The organism is Bacillus jepli, assembly GCF_047238305.1.
In the GTDB taxonomy this organism is placed as follows: domain Bacteria; phylum Bacillota; class Bacilli; order Bacillales; family Bacillaceae_L; genus Ferdinandcohnia.
This window is the reverse complement of the sequence record NZ_JBDFMO010000001.1, coordinates 2943685-2964551: the sequence shown is the minus strand read 5'-3', so window position 1 is coordinate 2964551 and position 20867 is coordinate 2943685. Positions and strand designations below refer to the sequence as shown.

Sequence of the window (20867 nt, the reverse complement as noted above, 5' to 3'; positions counted from 1 at the left end):
TAGAGCTGGTTTAGTTTGATTAGATTAGTAAATCCAATTATTAATTAGCTTATCATAGTCTACTAATTCTTCCTCTTTGAAGAATAAGGCAATTTCACGCTCTGCACTTGCTGTTGAATCAGAACCATGAATAACGTTCTTTCCAACTGTTACTCCAAAATCACCACGGATTGTTCCTGGAGCTGCATCCTTAGGATTTGTAGCACCCATCATATGACGAGCAGTTGCAATTACATTTTCACCTTGCCAAACCATCGCAAAAACTGGTCCAGATGTAATGAATTCAACTAGTTCTCCAAAGAACGGTCGCTCTTTGTGCTCAGCGTAATGTTCTCCTGCAAGGTCTTCTGAAACCGCCATCAATTTAGCTCCTACTAGTTGAAAACCCTTTCTTTCAAAGCGTGATACAATTTCACCAATTAATTGACGCTGTACACCATCAGGCTTTACCATTAAAAATGTTTTTTCCATAACGATCTCCACCCCACCACAATTATGTATAATAGTCTTTTTAACTGACCAATCAAAATAGTAACACTATTTCGATTGGTTTGCAATGTTATTATTCAAATACGCTTTGGCGTATTTGCGCCCAGATTTTTTAGGCCCACACGAGGTGGGTCACAAAGACGTTGCCACAGGAAGTGGCGTTCTTAGTATTTGATCTATTGCTCGAAAAATTACCTTTAAAAATCGCATGTCTCCGCCAGGGGCTTTAACTATATTCAGTGGGGGTGCCCCTACTGAATATAGTTAAAATTTTCTTTTTCCGATATATTTCGCAACATTATAGAGTGTATTTCTGGCACGACAAGCAGGCAATTCCCCAAGTATCTCGTAAGCTTTCTCTAAATATCGATTACTTAAAGCCTCTGCTTGTTTTATTGCAACTGACTGTTTAATAGCAGTGATTAAAGGTTTAATCTCAGTAGCTGTTGTACGTTCAGATACTTGTACAATTTGCTGTTTAAGGCTTTCATTCTTCATTGCATATAGAACTGGCAAAGTAATATTACCTTGCATTAAATCGCTCCCAGCAGGTTTACCTAATTGTTCATCAGTACCAGTGAAGTCTAATATATCGTCTGTAATTTGGAAGGCCATTCCTACATAATAACCATATAAAAATAGTTTTTTATGTACGTCAGTAGGAACATCTGCAGCTACTGCTCCTAATTGACAACTGCTTGCAATTAATAGAGCCGTCTTTCGCTTTATTCTACGTAAATAACAGCGCAAATTTTGATCAAAACGATATTTATCTTTGATTTGTTCGATTTCACCTAAACAAACTTCAACAATGGTGTGTGCAAGTAGTTTATGTAATAAGGGATTTGGAATCTTTGTAATGATTTCTAATGAGCTACCTAAAATATAATCTCCCGCATACATCGCTATCTTATTATCCCATTTCGCCTTAATGGTAGGCTTGCCACGTCGAAGATCCGCGTCATCAATCACGTCATCATGCACAAGCGATGCCGTATGAATTAATTCTAGTGTTACGGCAACATTTTTAATTACATTAATATCATAATCCCCAAATTTCCCTCCTAAAAGGACAAAAACAGGGCGTAGTCGTTTGCCGCCAGATTGTAATAGATGCAACCCAGCCTGTTGAAGAACCGGATGATTCCCTTTAATGGACGCCTCCAGTTCTTTTTCAATAATTGCTAAATCTGTATTCAAATACGAATACATCAAAGATAATTTCATCTGTTTCACCTTAGTCTAAAAAAATATGACGCGTTCAACCATTTCTTTTATAACCTAAATGCATTGCAGCTACACCTAAAGTATATGGTTTCACTTCAATATCAGTAAGCCCTGCTTCCCGAAACATGTTTGCAAGTTCCTTCATACCTGGAAAATCACGAGCAGATTCCTGAAGCCATGAATATTCCTTAAAGCTTTTTGCAAAAAGCTTTCCAAAAACCGGCATGATAAAGCGAAAATAGAAAAAGTATAACTGTCTAAAACCAAGCATTGTTGGTTGGGAAGTTTCTAAACACACAACTTTTCCCCCTGGCTTAACAACCCTACGCATTTCTTTTAAAACAGTCATGTAATCAGGAACATTACGAAGACCAAATCCAATTGTTACATAGTCAAAGGTATTGTCCTCAAATGGGAGTTCCATCGCATTACCGTGTACTAATTCCACCTGATTTAACTTTAATTTGTCTACTTTTTCTTGACCGATTTTCAGCATATTTTTACTAAAATCAAGACCGAACACTTTACCTTGAGGGCCTATTTTCTCAGCTAAGGCAATGGTCCAATCAGCAGTGCCACAACAAAGGTCAAGTGCTGTTGAGCCCTCTTTGACATCCATTCGCTTCATTGTATCCTTACGCCAAGCTTTATGTTGTTGGAAGCTGATAACGGAATTCATTTGATCATAGTTTTTATATATTTTTTCGAATACATGATGTACACGTTGTTCTTTAGATTGCTCCATAATTACCCTTCTTCCACGCTTCTTTTCAATGATAATGTTGTACTTTTAAGTAGTAATTCATTAATCCGGTTACGTAACATTTTGTTTAGTTTAGGGTTGTCCTCTAAGGAATGTTCTAGCTTTTTACTCACAAGAGAAAGATGCTTGTTATATTCATACATGACTTCCGTTTTCTGATCATGTTTTTCCCTCGAAACTATTTTATTAAGGGTCTTAAACAGAATCGAATTTCCACATTTTAAATATTGATCTCTCTCAAGTAAAAGTCTTTTTAACAATAAAAAGTTTTGAACGAGTTGTTCCCATTTATTTATTTGAAAAGTTTCCACAATTTTCCCGAAGACGGCAGATTCAACCGCTGTCACACATGAAAAAAGCTTGTCTATATGTTCATGATCCATTTGATAAAAATAAATTTTTGCTTCATTTACGTCTTTAATACCTTCTGCGAGTATTCGAATGAAGGTTATATCGGTAGCTTGAGCAAGAAGATAATAATACAATCCGCTAAAATAATCTCCTGCCAGGACAGCCAATTGTTGACCGCGCATACGTTCATCTGAATAGGTTAGTCGATTGGGGACTGTTTCATGGGTATCTAACGCCTGTTGAACAAGCATAGTGGTTACTATATAGTTTGTTAATTGCTCTTTTGGCAAAAGCAAATCCTCACATATGGAGTATAACAATAATAGTTTATCCTCATCTATACTCGGTTTTTCCATATATTTTTGAAGGTATGAGTGTCTTGTTTTATCCTCTATACGCTCCTTAAGGTCGGCAACTATTTCCTTGATGTCATGCAAATCAATCACCCTTGTTTCCCCAATTTAAATGTCCATTTATCTATGTTTAAGTTATTTAAAATTAGTCTTTATAAAACAACGTTAATTATATCATACATCACTTAGATTTTCTCTTAGTTTTGTTTATTCCAAAAGAAAAAGCAGGATTTACCTGCTTATTTTTTCGAATCTGATTCAGTTTCTCCATGACTTGTTTGAATAATTGCATGCCCTCGCACTTTGATTGCTGAGGTATGTTCAGTGAATTGTGCAATCATGACTTCACCTTTATCCAATTTCTCTGAATGATGGAAGCGTGTGTCGGATCCTCTCGTTAAGCCGATTACATTCACTCCATCTTCTACTGCTTTGATTACAATAAATTCTGAGTTTGTATTGTTACTCATCCTTCTTCACTCCTATGAATGCTATGTAAGGGGATGTTCAAAAATCCAACTAGTAAAACACATCGAATTTTTAGAACACGTACAATAAAGGAAACATTTCATCTCATACAACACTTGCTTGGAAGATGAGTGAAATCCATATCTTTTTTTACTATCTCGTACTTTTTTGCCGATGTCAATTCTTAATTAGAGATAATACCTCACTGCGAGCGGCTGGATCTTTTTGTAGAATCCCTCGAACAGCAGAAGTCACGGTTTTTGCCCCAGGCTTTTTAACACCACGCATCGTCATACACATATGCTCCGCTTCAATGACAACCATTACTCCGTGAGGCTGAAGTGTTTCAACAATAGAATCAGCTATAGTTGAAGTGATTCTTTCTTGTAATTGTGGTCTTTTTGCAACAGCTTCCACAGCTCGTGCAAGTTTGCTTAATCCTGTTACTTTACCACCTTTAGGTATATAGGCAACATGGGCATGACCATAAAATGGAACAAGATGGTGCTCACACATAGAGAAGAATGGGATATCTTTTACTAGTACCAATTCTTCGTGTTCTTCTCCAAAAACTGTTTGAAAGTATTCTTTCGGGTCATCTTCTAAGCCTGAGAAAACTTCGGCATACATTTTAGCAACTCGTTTTGGTGTATCAACTAGCCCTTCTCTCTGTGGGTCTTCCCCAATTGCTTCTAAAATCATTGTAACAGCTTGCTCTATTTTTTTATAATCTACAGAAGTCATTTGCCAACCCTCCTCATATCACATACTATCGGTTCATTGATTCTAGCATATTTATGGATATAAAACAAAAAAGAGTCGCAAGACGACTCTTTTTGTTTCTTTCACATAGTTTCTATGTAAAAATTATTTTACCGCATCTTTAAGCGCCTTTCCTGGTTTAAATGCAGGAACCTTGCTCGCAGCGATTTCGATTTCTTCACCAGTTTGAGGATTACGACCTTTACGAGCTGCACGCTCACGTACCTCAAAGTTACCAAATCCGATCAACTGAACTTTGTCTCCACCTTTAAGAGCTTCAAGGATTGAATCAAAAACTGCATCCACAGCTTTTGTAGCATCCTTCTTAGAAAGTTCAGCACTTTCAGCTACAGCGTTAACTAATTCTGTTTTGTTCATGACATTCACCTCCTCCCAAATAAAGATTTCAAATCATATAAATGACCACTAATTGCTTTTTAAGCCTTGTGTCATCAAGTATCTTCTTACGTAAGCATTATGCTAACATGCCTTATAATAAACGATAATTAGACATAATTCAATATATTTCAACAGAAATTTTACCTAAATATGTATATTTCACCAAAAAACCTATATTTTTCTTAAAAAGCGTATCATATTCGTATTTAGTAAGCAAATCACCCCAACACTCTCATTAAAATCAAAAAAAAGACTCCCTAGTAAGGAGCCTACATCCTATAATATGATAGCAATCAATCCGCCTGAACCTTCGTTAATAATTCTTTCGAGCGTTTCTTTTAACTTGTAGCGGGCATTTTCAGGCATTAACGATAATTTCGCCTGTATTCCCTCGCGTACAATAGAGCTCAATGATCTTCCGAAGATATCTGAATTCCAGATAGAAAGTGGATCATCTTCAAAGTCTTGCATTAAGTAACGGACCAATTCTTCGCTTTGTTTTTCTGTACCAATAATCGGTGCAAATTCAGATTCAACATCTACCTTAATCATGTGGATAGATGGTGCAACTGCTTTTAAGCGAACACCGAATCTTGAACCTTGTCGAATGATTTCAGGCTCATCTAAGCTCATATCAGATAGTGCAGGTGCAGCAATTCCGTATCCTGTTTGCTTCACCATTTTTAATGCATCTGCCACTTGATCGTACTCGGCTTTTGCATGAGCAAAATCTTGCATGAGCTGTAGTAGATGATCTTTTCCGCGAATCTCAACTCCCACTACTTCCTTAAGGATTTGATCATATAAATCATCTGGAGCATATAAATCAATTTCAGCTACCCCCTGCCCCATTTCGATACCAGCTAAACTTGCTTGGTCAATAAAGTCATACTCACTAAATTGGCCAACTACACGATCAACATCGCGTAAACGCTTGATATCTTGGACAGTATCCTTTACAGCATCCTGATAGCTTTCTCTTAACCAATGATCTTCACGTAAAACCATTACCCAGCTTGGCAGATTAACATTTACTTCTAATACTGGGAACTCATAAAGTGCTTCACGTAGGACATTAAATACATCTGCTTCACGCATGCTTTCAACGCTCATCGCTAAAACAGGAATATCATACTTTTCATTTAACTCCTTACGTAGAGCATCTGTTTCAGGGTGATGAGGATGGACAGTATTAATAACCATTATAAATGGTTTCCCTACCTCTTTTAATTCAGCAATTACGCGTTCTTCTGCTTCAATATAATCTCTTCTAGGAATTTCTCCAATCGAGCCATCTGTTGTTACAACAACACCGATTGTGGAATGCTCCTGAATAACTTTTCTTGTGCCAATCTCTGCTGCTTCATGGAATGGAATTGGCTCTTCATACCAAGGAGTATTAATCATACGAGGTCCATTTTCATCCTCATAACCCTTCGCACCTGGAACTGTGTACCCCACACAATCCACAAGGCGAATGTTCACATCAAGCCCTTCTTCAACATGCACAGAAACAGCTTGGTTTGGAACAAACTTTGGTTCAGTTGTCATAATGGTTCTTCCAGCAGCACTTTGTGGCAATTCATCCTGTGCGCGAGCCTTATCAGCTTCACTACCGATATTCGGTAAGACTACTAATTCCATGAACTTCTTTATAAAAGTAGATTTACCTGTTCTTACTGCACCAACGACTCCTAAATATATATCGCCACCGGTGCGCTCAGCGATATCTTTAAAAATATCTACCTTTTCCAAGTGTGATCCCTCCCGATTTTACAGTTCTTGGGATAATTTTATCCATTTACTACATATTCTAGGACATTATATTTGTATGACGTTGTCCTAATTAAATATGACTATTTCTAGAAAAAAATTCCCCCCATAATATGTAGCAGCAATATTAAGTTCAAAAAGACAGTCATTTAAACACCCTAGCAAGCTATTTTTTTCACTTTTTGAACAAAAGAAAACCCTTCTTTTAGAGTTTATGTCTAAAAGAAGGGTTCATGACTTAATTATCTAAAAAAATTGGTTCATTTTTGTCATTAATCGTATATGGCAGAGAATTGGTCGGGACAAACATCGAGTTATCAACTAAAAGATCCCGAATATCATCACCTGTTTGATACGTATGCTCATACTTTGTTAAATACTCGTATAAATCCATACGATAGTCTACAACAATCTCATTGGTGCTCGTTATTAATAGTGGTAAGTTTTTTCCTGTGAATGGACTCACAACATACGGCTCTTCTTTCAAGCCTAGCTTGCTATAATCTAATGTAAAAACATTTGTATGAAGCTGTTCCTTAAATGGCGCATACTCATTTGATGAACGATACATTTGCACGCGCAAATTCAGTTCACTAAGTTCTTCTGAAATTCGAACATCAAGTAGTTTAACCGTTGGGTTTGTTTCTACATTCACTAAAACATATAAATAAACTCCGCCCGTTTCATAAGCATTACCAGGGGGTTCAGCTATGTATTTCGGGGAAATTCGGGTAAAATCAATCGGATATTTTTGATAAATAGGGGTCTCCATATCTCTATTTTTTATTGGCAAAAGCCCCCCTGTATCCTCTTTAAATTGGTCAACCGCACGCTGGACAGCTGCAATTTGGTCCTCATAAGGAATTTGATTTTGAGCAAGCTTTTCTTTTGGATAAAGGCACCCAGTAAGTAATGATAATGAAAAAACAATAACCAACAGTTGTAACGAAACTTTCATATTTATACCATCCTTATGTTTGTATCTCTATTCACTAACTGGTCCGCTAAACACAACAAAGAAAATAATAATTCCTGCTAGAATCATAAAAAGATATGCTATCGCGGCTACTATTCCTTTTAGAAAGCCCTTAAGTTTATATCGACTAAAATAAATGGATATGACAGCAAGCGCCATAAACGCCATTCCTGCAAATGATATCCACATTTTTAATAATCCTGGTGTCACCTTATTCACTCCCTTGTCCAACTCTAACATGTCGTCAAATATTATATCATAATACGAACCTTTAAACTAAGTCTATATTGTTATATTGTTATTTGTAAAAGCAAAAAACTGAAGTAAAGAGGGGCACCTTTACTTCAGCAAGCCTAAAACTAAATATTCCCTTTTACCCAGTCGCTCAGACCCACAGTATACTACGTTGCATTTTATGCGAAAACGGCAACAAATGTATCGTCTTATGCCTATTTTCCACAAGAAAAGTGCAAACTTTTTACTCACTAGAATTGTTTTTGCTGCGCGAAATGTTTAGGAAATCCCGCTATTTATTTTTCTCCTTTCCATCATATGCACGAAAAGAGAGTTTGTGTAAGCATTTTATTTACATCGTTCCTTTGTCTAAATAGTTAAAGAGGTCGGCCATTTCGTTCGTCTTTCCTCTAGCCATTAATTGATCAACCGCATCTTTTGGTGATTGATCATTGAAAAGAACGTCATATAATGCAAATGTGATAGGCATGGACACATCCATCTTTTTAGCTAGCTGATACGCTGCCTTGGTCGTCCTAACACCTTCGACGACCATTCCCATGTTTTCAAGGACTTCATCAAGGCTTTGCCCTTTACCAAGTAGATTTCCCGCACGCCAGTTACGTGAGTGCACACTTGTGCACGTTACAATTAAATCACCGATACCGGTTAATCCGGCAAACGTTAATGGGTTTGCCCCCATTTTACTGCCTAAACGTGAAATCTCAGCCAAACCACGTGTAATAAGTGCAGCCTTTGCATTATCTCCATAACCAAGACCATCTGTAATCCCAGCAGCCAAGGCTATAATATTTTTTAACGCCCCGCCAATTTCAACACCTACAATATCAGGGTTTGTGTAAACCCGGAAATGCTGATTAATGAATAGATCTTGGACATATTCAGCAGATTCCATATTTTTAGATGAAACCGTTACTGTTGTTGGGTGACGAAGCACCACTTCCTCAGCATGGCTTGGTCCAGAAAGAACAACTACATCTTTTAAAAGTGTTGAAGGCATTTCTTCCTCAATCATTTCAGAGATCCGCTTTAATGTATCCGGTTCAATCCCCTTACTCACATGAATGATTGTTAATGGTGTTAAAGTAATCTGACTTATCTTCTGAAGCACTTCCCGAATTGCTTTAGTTGGAACAGCAAGAACAATCGTCTCTACGTCCGCCAACGCCTTACCCATATCTGAATATCCAATGATCGTCTCTGGTAATTCAATTGATGGGACATATTTAGAATTCGTGTGCTTCGTATTGATTTCATCGACTTGTTCTTGTCGATGAGACCAGATACGCACATCATGATCATTGTCAGCAAGAACAAGTGCAAGTGCCGTTCCCCAGCTACCTGCGCCAACAACCGTTACTTTCTCCATTACGTCCTCCCCTTCCTATTTTCTAGCTCTTGCGATGAGCTTTATAGGTGTACCTTCAAATCCAAAAGCATCCCTAATCCGATTTTCTAAGAAACGTTCATATGAAAAATGCATTAACTCAGGGTCATTCACAAATACAACAAATGTTGGCGGCTTTACCGCAACTTGTGTAACATAATAAATTCTCAAACGATTTCCTTTATCTGTAGGTGCTGGATTCATGGCTACAGCATCCATAATGACGTCATTTAAGACGTTAGTTTGAACACGCCTTGCATGATTTTCACTTGCCATATCAATCATTGGTATTAATGTATGAATGCGTCGTTTTGTTTTCGCTGATAAGAAGACAATTGGAGCATAATTAAGGAATAGGAAATGATCTCGAATTTTCTCTTCGAATTCCTTCATTGTTTTCTCGTCTTTTTCAACTGCATCCCATTTATTTACAACAATCACAACCGCTCTACCCGCTTCATGGGCATATCCAGCAATTTTTTTATCCTGTTCGATAATTCCTTCTTCCCCGTTTATCACAACAAGGACGACGTCTGAGCGTTCAATTGCCTTTAAAGCCCTCAGAACACTGTACTTCTCGGTGCTTTCATAGACTTTTCCTTTTTTTCTCATACCAGCTGTATCAATAATGACGTATTCTTTTCCATCGACTATGTATTTTGTATCAATCGCGTCCCTTGTTGTACCAGCAATATCACTTACAATTACTCTTTCCTCACCTAATAATGCATTAACAAGTGATGACTTCCCTACATTCGGACGACCAATTAAAGAAAATTTAATGATGTCCTCATCATACTCCTCGTTACCACCCTTTGGAAAATGTTTGATAACTTCGTCCAACAAGTCCCCAAGTCCAATCCCGTGTGAGCCTGATATAGGCATTGGTTCGCCAAATCCTAGTGCATAGAAGTCGTAAATATCCGCACGCATCTCAGGGTTGTCCACCTTATTGACAGCTAAAACAACAGGTGTTTTGGAACGATATAAAATTTTGGCGACCTCTTCGTCCGCACTTGTCACACCTTCACGACCACTTGTCATAAAAATAATGACATCTGCTTCATCAATCGCGATCTCTGCCTGGTGTCTAATTTGAGCAAGAAACGGCTCATCTCCAATATCAATTCCTCCTGTATCAATAATATTGAATTCTTGATTAAGCCACTCGCCTGAACTATAAATCCGATCCCTAGTTACTCCAGGAATATCTTCTACAATTGAAACTCTTTCTCCTACTATTCGATTAAAAATTGTTGATTTTCCAACGTTTGGACGACCAACAATTGCCACAACTGGTTTTACCACATGCGTTCTTCCTTTCTAAACGATCTCCTTCTACATATATCTCATCAACAATGTCGAAATTCAACCATATTTATAAAACAAACCCTTCTACATCAGAAGGGTCATACTTTTTTATTCTATCAAAAATACATACTTACAACAATCAAATGTTTAGTGTTTTACAATTATGTACAAATTTTCGCTGATTTCATGAGCAATTCCATCTAGAATTGCTTCTAAACTTGCTGCAACTGAGTCCTGTTCTTCCTTTGAGGAACATGAAAATACTGGTGTACCTCCTGAAACATTCACCTTTGATGGTTCCATTGTAATCGCTGCTAAAATATACTTTTCAATATTCATTTAGTTGGTAGCCCCTTCTCGTTTCCTTCCCTCTCAGTCGGCATTCGAATGGCATTTTCTAAAGTTGGCACATTGCTAATGATTTCGATAGCTCTATCTATATTTTTATCTTGAGGCAATACAAAGATACCAACACGTCCGTCATTCAAATCTCGTTTTGCCAACGGCACAAGTGCAGGAGTGCCAGAATCTCTAAAAATACCTAGCGCCGTTGAGACGTCATGTAAAATGGCTTGTCTTTGTCCTAAATTTGCAATTGTAGCTCTTGCATCAAAACTTTTAGGTTTTAAAATAAACCCCATTCCATAATTTAAAATCTCTTGTTGCCTTGCTGGAAGCCCAATATTCATAATATAAATATTATCAACATACAAACCAGCGTCTTTGAAATGCGGCTCCACATATTCAATATCAACAATATCCTGAAGCCTACTACCAGCCATTAACTTTTTACAGATCAAAAGACAAATTATACCTACCACAATTCCAGCCCACCATTTAAAAGCAAGATAAGCAAAAGTGGATAAAAAAGAAGTGAAAATGACTAAATAATTACGACTTTCAAAAGCAACTGCTATTCCCTCAATATATGTCTTCCCTCTTGGAACAAGTTCATAAGAATCTAATTCTGTAAGTGTATTGCGCTCCATATTACGAACATCACGAAATTGTGAAGCGGCAATGGTTAAAAATGTAACTGCAGTGAATTCTTCCTCCATAATCGACGGAACAGCTACAGTTCCTAATCCTGCTGCAATAAAACCTAACGCAATATGGATGATTTTCCCGTGTAAATAAGTTGGATATTGACGATAATCTGTCCGTAGCATATACAATCGAACTGCGACACCAAAGATGACCCCGAACAATATCGGGTATGTATATTCATTCATGCTAGCCGTGTTTCTCCTTCGTGTTTTTTTGGACTACTACATCGACATGACGTAACAGTAATTCAATAGATGACCAAACAAAAATAAAACAAAAACAAATTGAAATGACATCTAAAAAGACAAATGAACCAATTTCATATGAAAAATTGACATTACTCACAATGATTCCATAAAGAATATCACCCTGTATGGAACCAATTAAAACTCCTGCCAATCGTAGGCGAAAATCCTTCAATAGCATTAAGGTTACATAAATTAATGCGGCTCCAAGCATCAAATTACGATCAAAAAGAAGCCACACTGGATCATACAATTCAAACATTAAAAAGCTACAATAGGCTAGAGAGATGGTAAGAATACAAATGAGCATATATAGCACTAGTTTTTTCGGTCTTTTTGAGATTTCTTTCATACAAAAAAAGAATATAAGAAAAATACTGCAATTGATTTTGATACCACCCATTTCAATAGAATAGGGTGATAAAATAATTGTTACTAAAAACAGAATAGATAAAAGTAGCCTCTCCCGATTTTTCTTCATAAAAAAAGTACTGCATACCCAGGCCATCCAACAAATCCAATAAAATACTGCACCTTCCATTTCTCCACCTCCTACTATTCCCATTATTGCTCGAAATTATGAAATTTAACCCATTTGCATACCAAAAATCCTTTTAAGACACAATAAAGTGAAACTTCATAAGAATTCACATTAAAGGATAACACCTACATAAATTTCCCTTTACATGAAAAACTTATGTAGGGATGAAAAAGGAGGAAATGAAAATGGGTAGAGATAGACAGGAAAGCAAGTTGAAAAAAGCACGTGTAGTCGAATCTGACCGAGACCAATCTCTTGACCATAAAGGTGCAACAAGATTAGATACACCTGAAGAAGCAAGAGAAATGAATCGTATGAATCCAAAATAAAAAGCTCTCACCCGGTGGGGTGAGAGCTTTTTTATCTGCTTGTTTATTTTAATTTATTCAATTGGTCACCAATTACTTCACCGAGTTGAAAACCAGTAGTTTCCTCTTGTTGTTGGTATTTGCTGTAGTCTTCCTCAACATTTTCTTCCAGTTCCTTCATGCTTAGAGAAATACGTTTCTCTGACTCATTTAATTCAAGAACCTTCACCTGTACCGCTTGGCCCTCTTTTAACACTTCATGAGGAGTACCGATATGCTTAGAAGAAATTTGTGAAATATGTACAAGTCCTTCTACACCAGGCAATACCTCAACAAATGCGCCGAATGAAACAAGTCTTTTCACTGTTCCTTCGACTACATCTCCAACTGATAACTTCTCAGAGATATTTTCCCATGGTCCAGGCAAGGTTTCTTTAACAGATAATGAAATCCTTTCATTATCACGGTCAACAGATAAAACCTTGACTTTAATCACTTGTCCTTCCGAAACAACATCAGATGGTTTTGACACATGCTCGTGTGAAAGCTGCGAAATATGGACTAATCCATCAATACCACCGATATCAACGAAAGCTCCGAAATCCGTTAAACGTTGAACAGTACCTTCAAGTAAAGCTCCAACCTGTAATGAATCTAGAACCTGTTGTTTCTTGTTTTTTTGTTCTTCTTCTACAACAGCTCGGTGAGATAAGATGACTCTATTTTTCTCACGGTCAAGTTCAACAACCTTAACTGTTAACAATTTGTCTTTATAGTCGGAGAAATCTTCCACGTAATAATTTTCAACTAAAGATGCGGGAATAAATCCTCTTACACCAAGGTCAACAACCAGTCCACCTTTAACAACATCTTTTACAGCCGCTTCAAATACTTCACCAGAGTTGAATTTTTGCTCTAATTCATCCCACGCTTTAGAAGCGAGAACAGCTTTTTTAGATAAAATTAAAGCCTCTTCTTCTACTTTTGTCACTGCAAGCTCAAGTTCTTCTCCTTCTGATACAACATCACTTGCTTTTTCAACATGCAGGCTGGACAGCTCACTAATTGGGATAATGCCATCTAGCTTACTGTTCTCAACTGAAACAAATACCTGTTTCTCCTCTACCTTCGTTACCTTGCCAGTGATTACATCACCAACCTGTAACTCTTTGTACTCTACTTGATTCATATCCTCTGCCATTCCAATTACCTCCTTAATGTCCAACAGAAAAACTCTTTATGTATAAGATATAGTTAAAAATATTCTTTTAATTAACTTCTAATAAATAGAGTTATTTGTCAAGTATAAACTCTTAATCTATTTATATTTTTCCAGTAATTCTCTTATGGAATTCATGATTTTGTCGGTTACGATATCCGCAGAAGCCTTCTCTTCACGGAATGTGTCCATTTGAACAGGCTTACCGTACACTACCCTTAATTTACCAAACATTTTATACGGTCCTATAATTGCACATGGAACTACCGTACATTCCGTTCGTAATGCAAAAAAACCTACACCAGATAACCCTTTTCCTAGCTTTCCATCCTTACTTCTTGTACCCTCCGGAAAAATCCCCAACACATTTCCTTCCTTTAATACCTTTAATGCTGTCCGAAGTGCCTCACGATCATTTACACCGCGTTTGACTGGGAATGCATTTATTTTCGGTAAAATCGGACCTAAGATTGGAGCCTTAAACAATTCTGCTTTTGCCATAAAATAAATAGGTCTTGGTGATGTAACTCCAACTACAGGTGGGTCAAGATTATCAATATGATTTGAACATATTAAGACTCCGCCTTCCTTTGGAATGTTTTCCTTGCCCAAAACCTCGATACGGTATAGTGGTTTTATAATAACTCCTACTAAACCACGTGCAAAGGAATAAAGGTTCATGCCAGTCAAATCCTTTCCTTTACAACATCCATAATTCTTGCTACAACCTCTTCGATGCTTAATGATGTTGTGTCAATTTCAATTGCATCTTCCGCTTTTCGCAATGGTGCAACCTCACGTTCAGAATCTAACTTATCCCGAGCCGCAATTTCAGCTTTTAATTGCTCTAAATCGGACTGATAACCTTTTGAAAGGTTTTCTTCGTGGCGGCGTACAGCTCTTTCTTCTACGGAAGCAAGTAGAAATATTTTCACTTCTGCATTTGGTAGAACATGAGTGCCAATGTCCCTACCATCCATTACAACTCCACCATGCTCAGCAAATCCTTGCTGACGCTTGACCATGTATTCTCGAACCTTGCGATGTCTAGAAACAATCGATACCGAATTTGTCACATCATGCTCCCGAATTTTTTCAGTCACATCGTTTCCATCGATAAAAACTAGCTGTCCATTATCACTTGGTTTTAACTCTAAATTTGTAGTTTGTAATGCCTTAAGAAGCTGGTCTTCATTTTCTAAATCTAAATTTGATTGTAGCGCTTTGTATGTTAATGCACGATACATCGCACCTGTATCAACATAAATATAAGATAGATCCTTCGCGATAATTTTTGCAACTGTGCTCTTTCCTGCAGCCGCAGGTCCGTCAATTGCTATTGAAATCTTTTTGTCCATAAACTATGTATGCCTCCTGTAAGTAACACTCGGTAGGAATTGAAAATAGTTGTTATAAACAAGTAAGCTTGTTTAACTAAACTTTATTATGTTGAATCATTTGATCAGTATTCCTACCTACGAAAAATTGCAGGGAATCCCTGCAATTCATTTTAATTGTTATTTAGTAATGTTTCAATGGTTTTGGTCGTGTCAGATTTGTCAACACCCTCATATTCAATCATTCTCGTGATATATGGGGTTAATGGGGTATATAATATAACAGCCTGTGCCAGAAGTAAAAATACAAATTGAATAATAGCTAGCTTTATTAATATCCGTTCAAAGTTTTTCATTTTACATACCTATCCTAAATAAAGTTTTATTACTAGTATGCAAAAATTTAGAGAATTTTATTCTATTAGGTTATCCTATTTCAAAATTTCACTTGATTGGATCCCTTTTTTCTTCATTAATAATTGTCTTTCAAAGCAGAACTTAATTAATAGCTGCCGATCAGATTCACTTATATCCACAAATTTAATAGAAGCCCTATTTCGTTCGCCATTTTTTCCATTCACGATGCGGATTACATTACTTCTGAGAGTCACATAATGATAATCCTCAGCAAGGGAGGGAAGAACAAAATGTGTAAGGATGTCTAGCCCGGGTATAAGTGTTCTTGAAGACGGTAAAATGATAGCGGCACCACCCGCACTTATGTCACGGGTAATGGAGACAAAGGGCTGAAATTCCCCATTTATACTATGTATTGCAACATCTACTGGTGTTTCAACACGTACATATTCACGCCGCTGAATCTTATACATACTGTCTTCACCTGGATACGAAAGAACAATCATAGGGATATTTTGTTTTACCCTTCCTAACACCGTAGTGTCAAAAAAATAAGCCGAAGTACTATCAGCGGTAACAAAAGCCTTTAACTGTGTCCCATTTAGTAAAAAGGCTGTTTTCCCTGTTCTGTCGTTAACAGGATAGTCAATGTAGAGCCTATTTTCTACTTTCTCAACTACCCTACACCGATATTTTTCACCATTCGGATTAATGGTTGGTTCAAGGTAAATCAAATCCCCAATTTTCAACACAATCGTTCACTCTTTCTAAAACATTCTGTAAATTCTTCTGTATTCTTATTAAACCATGAATAACAAGAAAAGCGCAAGATACCCACGTATTTGCGACAAACATTTAAACAAGCATTACCATACAAAGCTGCAACAGAAAAAAAGAAAGGAAAGCCATGGCTTTCCTTTCAACTCAATTCATTACGATTTATTCATTCCTTTATATACTGGTTCAGCATTTTTCAGCTTTTCAACTTTTTCTTCAAAACCATTCACAGCATTTATAAAGATTCGATACGTATCATTATTGATTGTTCCTAAAAATTCATAACAAAGGACATCTTGATCAAGATCGTTTGTTATGATGGCGAGACGATCCTCCATGACTTGAAGGTTTGGGTTAATTTCTTTTCTTGCTTCTTCTTTTGAAATTTTCGGTTTACCGGCTGTTTTAATTTTCCCAGCCATTAAATAATCTCTTGCTGTAAATCCAATAATGTTTCCATCATCGAGTGCTACTTTCATTTTGATCGAATCTGAATATATTCTCACTCCATCAACTGAAGAAACTAAATTAAATACTCCAACATTATCATATTGAGCACTTTCAAAAAGCTCAAGGTTTTCAAATTTATTATCTTTTAGAAATTTTTGCGCCCGATTATATGCATCATTAAGGCTGATTTTGCTTTTAGCAACTTCACGGTTACGAATGACCCAGATTGGGATTCCACCTTTTTTCGTTATATCCATGAATGTATTTACCTTTGATTTAGGGTCATTTATTTCTAGACTATAAAAACCATTTGATGAACCTTCACCATTTTCGGTAACTTTTATGTCAATATTACCTTTTAACCCGAGGAACTTTTTTGCAATTTCTTTGGCTTGTTCCTTATTGATTTGTGGTCCCTCTAAATTCGGAAATTCTCCACCATCTTTTTTTGTAGTTGTAAGGGTGACTCCAAAATCACTCTCAGAATAGGCGGCAACATTTTTTTCAACGGTTTGTAAGCCATCGATAATCGTGTTATCAGCCTGCTTTTCTCCCGAAGCAAGTGCTAATTCAACATCCATCCAACGAAGATTATTCTCCATGGCTAGATGTTGGACAGTTCGGAGTTCCTTTTGGATATCCTCTGCATTTTTATATAACTGCTCAAGAGTTTTATATTCGTCATCTGACAATGGTTCTTTAGATAGATCGCGAACTGCTGTCCGATAACTAAATTCCCCGATATTACTCAGAAACTCTTCCGTTTTGTTAAATGGCATTAACGCCAGTGGTAATTGTCCTACATCTGAATGTGCCTCAGATGTTATTCTCCACACATCGGCAAGTGCTGGAGATAGTGAATTTCTTGAATTCATGGCTAATGTTGTTCCAATTTTATCGTGTAAAAGGTCAATATGATACGTTAAATTGTGAAATGCTCGTTGATAGTTATTTTCCGCCTGTATTAGAATGGCATTTTTCTCTTGGTGCTCTTTATAGCCCCAATAGCCTGTTCCTATAATACCAATCGTAAGTACTGTAATTAATATTCCTCTTAACAATTTGCCTCACCTTCCATTCTATCTACAGAATATGTGCTTACCAATTCTCTTAATTTGTGGTCTGCCCCAAATCCATTTACTTGTTGCAGTTTCCGGGTTAAAATAGTAAGTCGCTCCATCTGTTGGATCCCAGCCATTTATTGCATCAATTACAGCTTTTTTCGCCTGCTCATTTGGTGTCAACCAAATTTGCCCGTCCGCAACCGCCGTAAATGCAAGTGGTTCAAAAATAATACCTGAGATAGTATCTGGAAAGGTTGGGCTGTCAAGGCGATTTAAAATAACCGCAGCAATTGCTACTTGTCCAATATATGATTCACCACGTGCCTCTCCATATACAGCATTTGCAAGAAGCTGAATATCATTTTGCGAAAATCCACCCGGCATATTGACAGCTGTTGGTCCTAGAGACTTGGCCTCTTCTTGTTGTTCAACCTTTGCTTTCGGTTGCTGTTTAGCCTGTGGCTTTGGTTGTGCTTGAGGCTTTTGTGGTTGCTTGGTTTGACCTTGCTTACCCTCTGGGTTCTGAGGCTGAGCTTGCGGTTGCTTTTGCTGTGGTGCAGGTGCCTTTGGTTTCTGTTGTTGCTGGGCACCTCCCTGTCCAGCCTGTGGTTGCTTTTGCTCTGCCGTAAATTGTTTTTCTATTTCTGCACGTCTTGCCTCTGCCGTTGTTTTTGCTTTTTGAATATTTTTTTCAGAAGGAGCCGATTGAATACTCCAAGGAACACCCCCGTAATGGGTGAAACGATTCCCTTTACGTAAATTGTCGTAAACAAATTGCTTATTATACTTAGTAAAGCGGTTAATCATTGCTTTTGTTTTGTCACCAACTAATCCGTCTACCTCTTCGAGTCCAAATGCCTTCTGGAAATTTCGGACGGCCCAATATGTACCCCATCCGTAAACTCCATCAATCGTACCATGGTAGTAGCCGTTATATTGTAGTCTTGATTGTAGCTCAATTACATCGTCACCTGTTGCACCACGTTGAATAATCTGCTCAGAAAATGCTTGAACATTATCAGTAGTTCCTCCAATGAGCACACCAACAAACATGATAAGGACGATGGGGAACATCAAATACTTTTTACAGCTCATGATTAATTACCTCCCTAACCATTTTCTATATATACTTACATGTATTTTCTGTAGAGATTGGTATTTTATTCAGAAGTATTTGAACTAAGATTTAATACTTTTCAAAAATCAATCCAATAAAAATAACCTGCCAAATTGACAGGTTAAGGTTTTGCAATTTTTACTTTATGTAATCCAAACCACCATAAAAACAACATGAATGGGACCATGATATAGATCCATTTTTTCATTGAAAGGAGGATGTAATCATAAAAACCATGTAACAAAAACGGGAATAAGAAGGAAATAATAATCCATTTTTTCTTTTCCTTAGGTGAAAATTTTGCTTTACCTAGATAAAATCCCATAATCACACCAAATAACGCGTGACTAGAAACCGGTAAAAGAGCTCTTCCAACTGCAAATTGAAGCCCATTTGCAAACAAATAGAGAATGTTTTCTAGCGTTGCAAAACCTAGCGACAAGGATGCGCCATATACGATTCCATCATATTGTTCATCAAATTCAGTATGTTGGTAAACGGTATAAAAAAGGATAAACCATTTAAAAAATTCCTCTAATAAACCAACAGATAAAAAGGCTTGTAAAAAATGATTCGTAAATACCTTTTCAACTCCCAACACATATTGAATAAACATAATTGGAAACACCAAGAGAGCACCAAAAATGAATATTCGAAAAACCATTACAATTGGTTCTCCTTCATATTTATCTTTCAAATAAAAATAACTTAATAATGCAAGTCCAGGTGCTAGTCCTGCGGTTATGACCGCCACCATAATGAAACCTCTTCTCCCGAATGTAAATTATGTTTAAAGTTGAGTAACAAACACTTTTATCGTAACATGTAATGTGGTAAATGAAAATATGAACAATACTTAAATGGAACATTTTTCTATATTGAAATGAGGCGAGTCTAATGAAAAAAATACTCATTATACATACAGGAGGAACGATCGCAATGATGGAGGACAAAGAAACGGGAGCTGTCCAACAAAATCAACAAAATCCACTTTTACTTCACACTGATGCATTATCCTCAATTGCGAATGTAAAAGTAGAAGAATTATTTCAATTGCCATCTCCACATATCACAGAAAAAGAAATGCTAATGTTAAAGAAAAAAATTGAAAAAAGTATTGTAGAAGATGAAATTGAAGGTGTTGTCATTACCCATGGAACTGACACTTTGGAAGAAACGGCATATTTTTTAGACATTACTGTTCAATCCGATATTCCAATCGTTGTGACAGGAGCGATGAGGTCGAGTAATGAGCTTGGTGCAGACGGTCCATATAATTTAATTTCAGCTGTTCGTGTTGCAGCGTCCGACAGTGCCGTTGGAATGGGGGTTTTAGTTGTTTTAAATGATGAAATTCATACAGCTAAAAACGTAACTAAAACCCACACTAGTAATATTGCGACCTTTCAGAGTCCGCAATATGGTCCCTTAGGAATTGTAAGCAAACGAGAAATCACTTTCCACCACATGCCTACTATTAGGGAAACATATGACATAGAAGAAATAACAAAAAATGTTGTTCTCCTGAAGGCTTATGCAGGGATGGACGACCAGGTCCTTCGGGCAATTCGGACCATACAACCAGATGGATTAGTAATCGAAGCGCTTGGGCAAGGCAATCTGCCACCAACGATGGTACCCGAACTCAAGGAACTCATGGATAGTGGTATTCCTGTTGTATTAGTTTCCCGTTGTTTTAACGGATATGTGCAAGATGTATATAATTACGAAGGCGGTGGACGCCGGCTAAAAGAGCTTGGGGTTATTTTTTCAAATGGTCTAAATGGACAAAAAGCAAGGCTTAAACTATTGGTCACATTAGAAATCACAATTGATCATGATGAATTACAGGAGATGTTTTATAAATAAAGATAGGGCGACTTTGGGGTCG

25 protein-coding genes are annotated in these 20867 nt (G+C 37.1%); 2 read left to right on the top strand and 23 right to left on the bottom strand.

Translation table 11 applies throughout. The annotated features are described in order from the left end of the window. Positions 1-24: 24 nt before the first annotated feature. The 15 genes from ndk to ABC371_RS15080 form a co-directional block, all read right to left on the bottom strand. On the bottom strand, positions 25-471 hold the full coding sequence (gene ndk, locus ABC371_RS15150; protein ID WP_412897538.1) for a nucleoside-diphosphate kinase: 447 nt from the start codon (positions 469-471) through the stop codon (positions 25-27). Positions 472-753: 282 nt separating this feature from the next. Next, positions 754-1716, bottom strand: coding sequence for a heptaprenyl diphosphate synthase component II (hepT, locus tag ABC371_RS15145; RefSeq protein ID WP_412897537.1), 963 nt, complete (start codon positions 1714-1716; stop codon positions 754-756). A 34-nt stretch (positions 1717-1750) separates the two neighbouring features. Beyond that, complete coding sequence (locus ABC371_RS15140) at positions 1751-2461, bottom strand: demethylmenaquinone methyltransferase (protein ID WP_412897536.1); 711 nt, start codon at positions 2459-2461, stop codon at positions 1751-1753. A gap of 2 nt (positions 2462-2463) precedes the next feature. Continuing rightward, the gene (locus ABC371_RS15135) at positions 2464-3276 is read right to left on the bottom strand and encodes a heptaprenyl diphosphate synthase component 1 (RefSeq protein ID WP_412897535.1); all 813 of its coding nucleotides are present in this window, start codon (positions 3274-3276) and stop codon (positions 2464-2466) included. Positions 3277-3422: 146 nt separating this feature from the next. Next, complete coding sequence (mtrB, locus tag ABC371_RS15130) at positions 3423-3653, bottom strand: trp RNA-binding attenuation protein MtrB (protein ID WP_116352376.1); 231 nt, start codon at positions 3651-3653, stop codon at positions 3423-3425. 175 nt (positions 3654-3828) lie between these two features. Beyond that, complete coding sequence (gene folE, locus ABC371_RS15125) at positions 3829-4395, bottom strand: GTP cyclohydrolase I FolE (protein WP_116352377.1); 567 nt, start codon at positions 4393-4395, stop codon at positions 3829-3831. Between the two features lie 123 nt (positions 4396-4518). Then, positions 4519-4791 carry an HU family DNA-binding protein gene (locus ABC371_RS15120; protein ID WP_057997427.1) on the bottom strand — a complete coding sequence of 91 codons (273 nt, stop codon included), beginning with the start codon at positions 4789-4791 and terminating at the stop codon, positions 4519-4521. A gap of 297 nt (positions 4792-5088) precedes the next feature. Beyond that, complete coding sequence (gene spoIVA, locus ABC371_RS15115; RefSeq protein WP_412897534.1) at positions 5089-6567, bottom strand: stage IV sporulation protein A; 1479 nt, start codon at positions 6565-6567, stop codon at positions 5089-5091. A 256-nt stretch (positions 6568-6823) separates the two neighbouring features. Continuing rightward, on the bottom strand, positions 6824-7543 hold the full coding sequence (locus ABC371_RS15110; protein ID WP_412897533.1) for a hypothetical protein: 720 nt from the start codon (positions 7541-7543) through the stop codon (positions 6824-6826). Positions 7544-7570: 27 nt separating this feature from the next. After that, entirely contained in the window at positions 7571-7771 is a 201-nt protein-coding gene (locus ABC371_RS15105) for a DUF2768 domain-containing protein (protein ID WP_412897532.1), read from the bottom strand. 376 nt (positions 7772-8147) lie between these two features. Beyond that, positions 8148-9185 carry an NAD(P)H-dependent glycerol-3-phosphate dehydrogenase gene (locus tag ABC371_RS15100; RefSeq protein WP_412897531.1) on the bottom strand — a complete coding sequence of 346 codons (1038 nt, stop codon included), beginning with the start codon at positions 9183-9185 and terminating at the stop codon, positions 8148-8150. Positions 9186-9200: 15 nt separating this feature from the next. Then, a complete protein-coding gene (gene der / locus ABC371_RS15095; protein WP_412897530.1) occupies positions 9201-10511 on the bottom strand; it encodes a ribosome biogenesis GTPase Der in 1311 nt (436 codons plus the stop codon). Between the two features lie 150 nt (positions 10512-10661). Beyond that, positions 10662-10853 carry a capping complex subunit for YIEGIA gene (locus ABC371_RS15090; RefSeq protein ID WP_412897529.1) on the bottom strand — a complete coding sequence of 64 codons (192 nt, stop codon included), beginning with the start codon at positions 10851-10853 and terminating at the stop codon, positions 10662-10664. Further along, entirely contained in the window at positions 10850-11746 is an 897-nt protein-coding gene (locus tag ABC371_RS15085; RefSeq protein WP_412897528.1) for a YIEGIA family protein, read from the bottom strand. Before ABC371_RS15085 ends, ABC371_RS15090 begins: the two co-directional genes overlap by 4 nt. A gap of 1 nt (position 11747) precedes the next feature. Further along, on the bottom strand, positions 11748-12347 hold the full coding sequence (locus ABC371_RS15080; RefSeq protein WP_412897527.1) for a YphA family membrane protein: 600 nt from the start codon (positions 12345-12347) through the stop codon (positions 11748-11750). A 185-nt stretch (positions 12348-12532) separates the two neighbouring features. Here ABC371_RS15080 and ABC371_RS15075 point away from each other — a divergent pair, with 185 nt between their 5' ends. Beyond that, complete coding sequence (locus ABC371_RS15075; RefSeq protein ID WP_116352386.1) at positions 12533-12676, top strand: YpzI family protein; 144 nt, start codon at positions 12533-12535, stop codon at positions 12674-12676. Between the two features lie 43 nt (positions 12677-12719). On the opposite strand, the gene rpsA is transcribed toward ABC371_RS15075, so the two are convergent. From rpsA to prsW, 8 genes are all read right to left on the bottom strand, one after another. Further along, the gene (rpsA, locus tag ABC371_RS15070) at positions 12720-13856 is read right to left on the bottom strand and encodes a 30S ribosomal protein S1 (RefSeq protein ID WP_412897526.1); all 1137 of its coding nucleotides are present in this window, start codon (positions 13854-13856) and stop codon (positions 12720-12722) included. A 117-nt stretch (positions 13857-13973) separates the two neighbouring features. Beyond that, complete coding sequence (locus ABC371_RS15065; protein WP_412897525.1) at positions 13974-14555, bottom strand: lysophospholipid acyltransferase family protein; 582 nt, start codon at positions 14553-14555, stop codon at positions 13974-13976. A 5-nt stretch (positions 14556-14560) separates the two neighbouring features. Next, on the bottom strand, positions 14561-15232 hold the full coding sequence (gene cmk / locus ABC371_RS15060) for a (d)CMP kinase (protein ID WP_412897524.1): 672 nt from the start codon (positions 15230-15232) through the stop codon (positions 14561-14563). A gap of 152 nt (positions 15233-15384) precedes the next feature. Next, complete coding sequence (locus ABC371_RS15055) at positions 15385-15567, bottom strand: YpfB family protein (protein ID WP_412897523.1); 183 nt, start codon at positions 15565-15567, stop codon at positions 15385-15387. Positions 15568-15642: 75 nt separating this feature from the next. Next, positions 15643-16320, bottom strand: coding sequence for a flagellar brake protein (locus tag ABC371_RS15050; protein WP_412897522.1), 678 nt, complete (start codon positions 16318-16320; stop codon positions 15643-15645). A gap of 180 nt (positions 16321-16500) precedes the next feature. Further along, positions 16501-17856: a germination protein YpeB gene (gene ypeB, locus ABC371_RS15045; RefSeq protein ID WP_412897521.1), complete on the bottom strand. Its 1356-nt coding sequence runs from the start codon at positions 17854-17856 to the stop codon at positions 16501-16503. A gap of 18 nt (positions 17857-17874) precedes the next feature. Then, positions 17875-18912, bottom strand: a complete 1038-nt coding sequence (gene sleB, locus ABC371_RS15040; protein ID WP_412899366.1) for a spore cortex-lytic enzyme — start codon at positions 18910-18912, stop codon at positions 17875-17877. A 185-nt stretch (positions 18913-19097) separates the two neighbouring features. After that, positions 19098-19733, bottom strand: a complete 636-nt coding sequence (gene prsW / locus ABC371_RS15035) for a glutamic-type intramembrane protease PrsW (protein WP_412897520.1) — start codon at positions 19731-19733, stop codon at positions 19098-19100. Between the two features lie 140 nt (positions 19734-19873). On the opposite strand from prsW, the gene ABC371_RS15030 reads away from it, so the two are divergent. After that, on the top strand, positions 19874-20845 hold the full coding sequence (locus ABC371_RS15030; protein WP_412897519.1) for an asparaginase: 972 nt from the start codon (positions 19874-19876) through the stop codon (positions 20843-20845). The last annotated feature ends 22 nt before the right edge of the window (positions 20846-20867 follow it).

What these genes read in the sequence shown, in the direction of transcription:
- ndk (WP_412897538.1), bottom strand. Translation starts at nt 471, where the DNA reads ATGGAAAAAACATTTTTAATGGTAAAGCCTGATGGTGTACAGCGTCAA.
- hepT (WP_412897537.1), bottom strand. Translation starts at nt 1,716, where the DNA reads ATGAAATTATCTTTGATGTATTCGTATTTGAATACAGATTTAGCAATT.
- ABC371_RS15140 (WP_412897536.1), bottom strand. Translation starts at nt 2,461, where the DNA reads ATGGAGCAATCTAAAGAACAACGTGTACATCATGTATTCGAAAAAATA.
- mtrB (WP_116352376.1), bottom strand. Translation starts at nt 3,653, where the DNA reads ATGAGTAACAATACAAACTCAGAATTTATTGTAATCAAAGCAGTAGAA.
- folE (WP_116352377.1), bottom strand. Translation starts at nt 4,395, where the DNA reads ATGACTTCTGTAGATTATAAAAAAATAGAGCAAGCTGTTACAATGATT.
- ABC371_RS15120 (WP_057997427.1), bottom strand. Translation starts at nt 4,791, where the DNA reads ATGAACAAAACAGAATTAGTTAACGCTGTAGCTGAAAGTGCTGAACTT.
- ABC371_RS15110 (WP_412897533.1), bottom strand. Translation starts at nt 7,543, where the DNA reads ATGAAAGTTTCGTTACAACTGTTGGTTATTGTTTTTTCATTATCATTA.
- ABC371_RS15100 (WP_412897531.1), bottom strand. Translation starts at nt 9,185, where the DNA reads ATGGAGAAAGTAACGGTTGTTGGCGCAGGTAGCTGGGGAACGGCACTT.
- ABC371_RS15090 (WP_412897529.1), bottom strand. Translation starts at nt 10,853, where the DNA reads ATGAATATTGAAAAGTATATTTTAGCAGCGATTACAATGGAACCATCA.
- ABC371_RS15085 (WP_412897528.1), bottom strand. Translation starts at nt 11,746, where the DNA reads ATGAATGAATATACATACCCGATATTGTTCGGGGTCATCTTTGGTGTC.
- ABC371_RS15080 (WP_412897527.1), bottom strand. Translation starts at nt 12,347, where the DNA reads ATGGAAGGTGCAGTATTTTATTGGATTTGTTGGATGGCCTGGGTATGC.
- ABC371_RS15075 (WP_116352386.1), top strand. Translation starts at nt 12,533, where the DNA reads ATGGGTAGAGATAGACAGGAAAGCAAGTTGAAAAAAGCACGTGTAGTC.
- rpsA (WP_412897526.1), bottom strand. Translation starts at nt 13,856, where the DNA reads ATGGCAGAGGATATGAATCAAGTAGAGTACAAAGAGTTACAGGTTGGT.
- ABC371_RS15065 (WP_412897525.1), bottom strand. Translation starts at nt 14,555, where the DNA reads ATGAACCTTTATTCCTTTGCACGTGGTTTAGTAGGAGTTATTATAAAA.
- cmk (WP_412897524.1), bottom strand. Translation starts at nt 15,232, where the DNA reads ATGGACAAAAAGATTTCAATAGCAATTGACGGACCTGCGGCTGCAGGA.
- ABC371_RS15055 (WP_412897523.1), bottom strand. Translation starts at nt 15,567, where the DNA reads ATGAAAAACTTTGAACGGATATTAATAAAGCTAGCTATTATTCAATTT.
- sleB (WP_412899366.1), bottom strand. Translation starts at nt 18,912, where the DNA reads ATGTTTGTTGGTGTGCTCATTGGAGGAACTACTGATAATGTTCAAGCA.
- prsW (WP_412897520.1), bottom strand. Translation starts at nt 19,733, where the DNA reads ATGGTGGCGGTCATAACCGCAGGACTAGCACCTGGACTTGCATTATTA.
- ABC371_RS15030 (WP_412897519.1), top strand. Translation starts at nt 19,874, where the DNA reads ATGAAAAAAATACTCATTATACATACAGGAGGAACGATCGCAATGATG.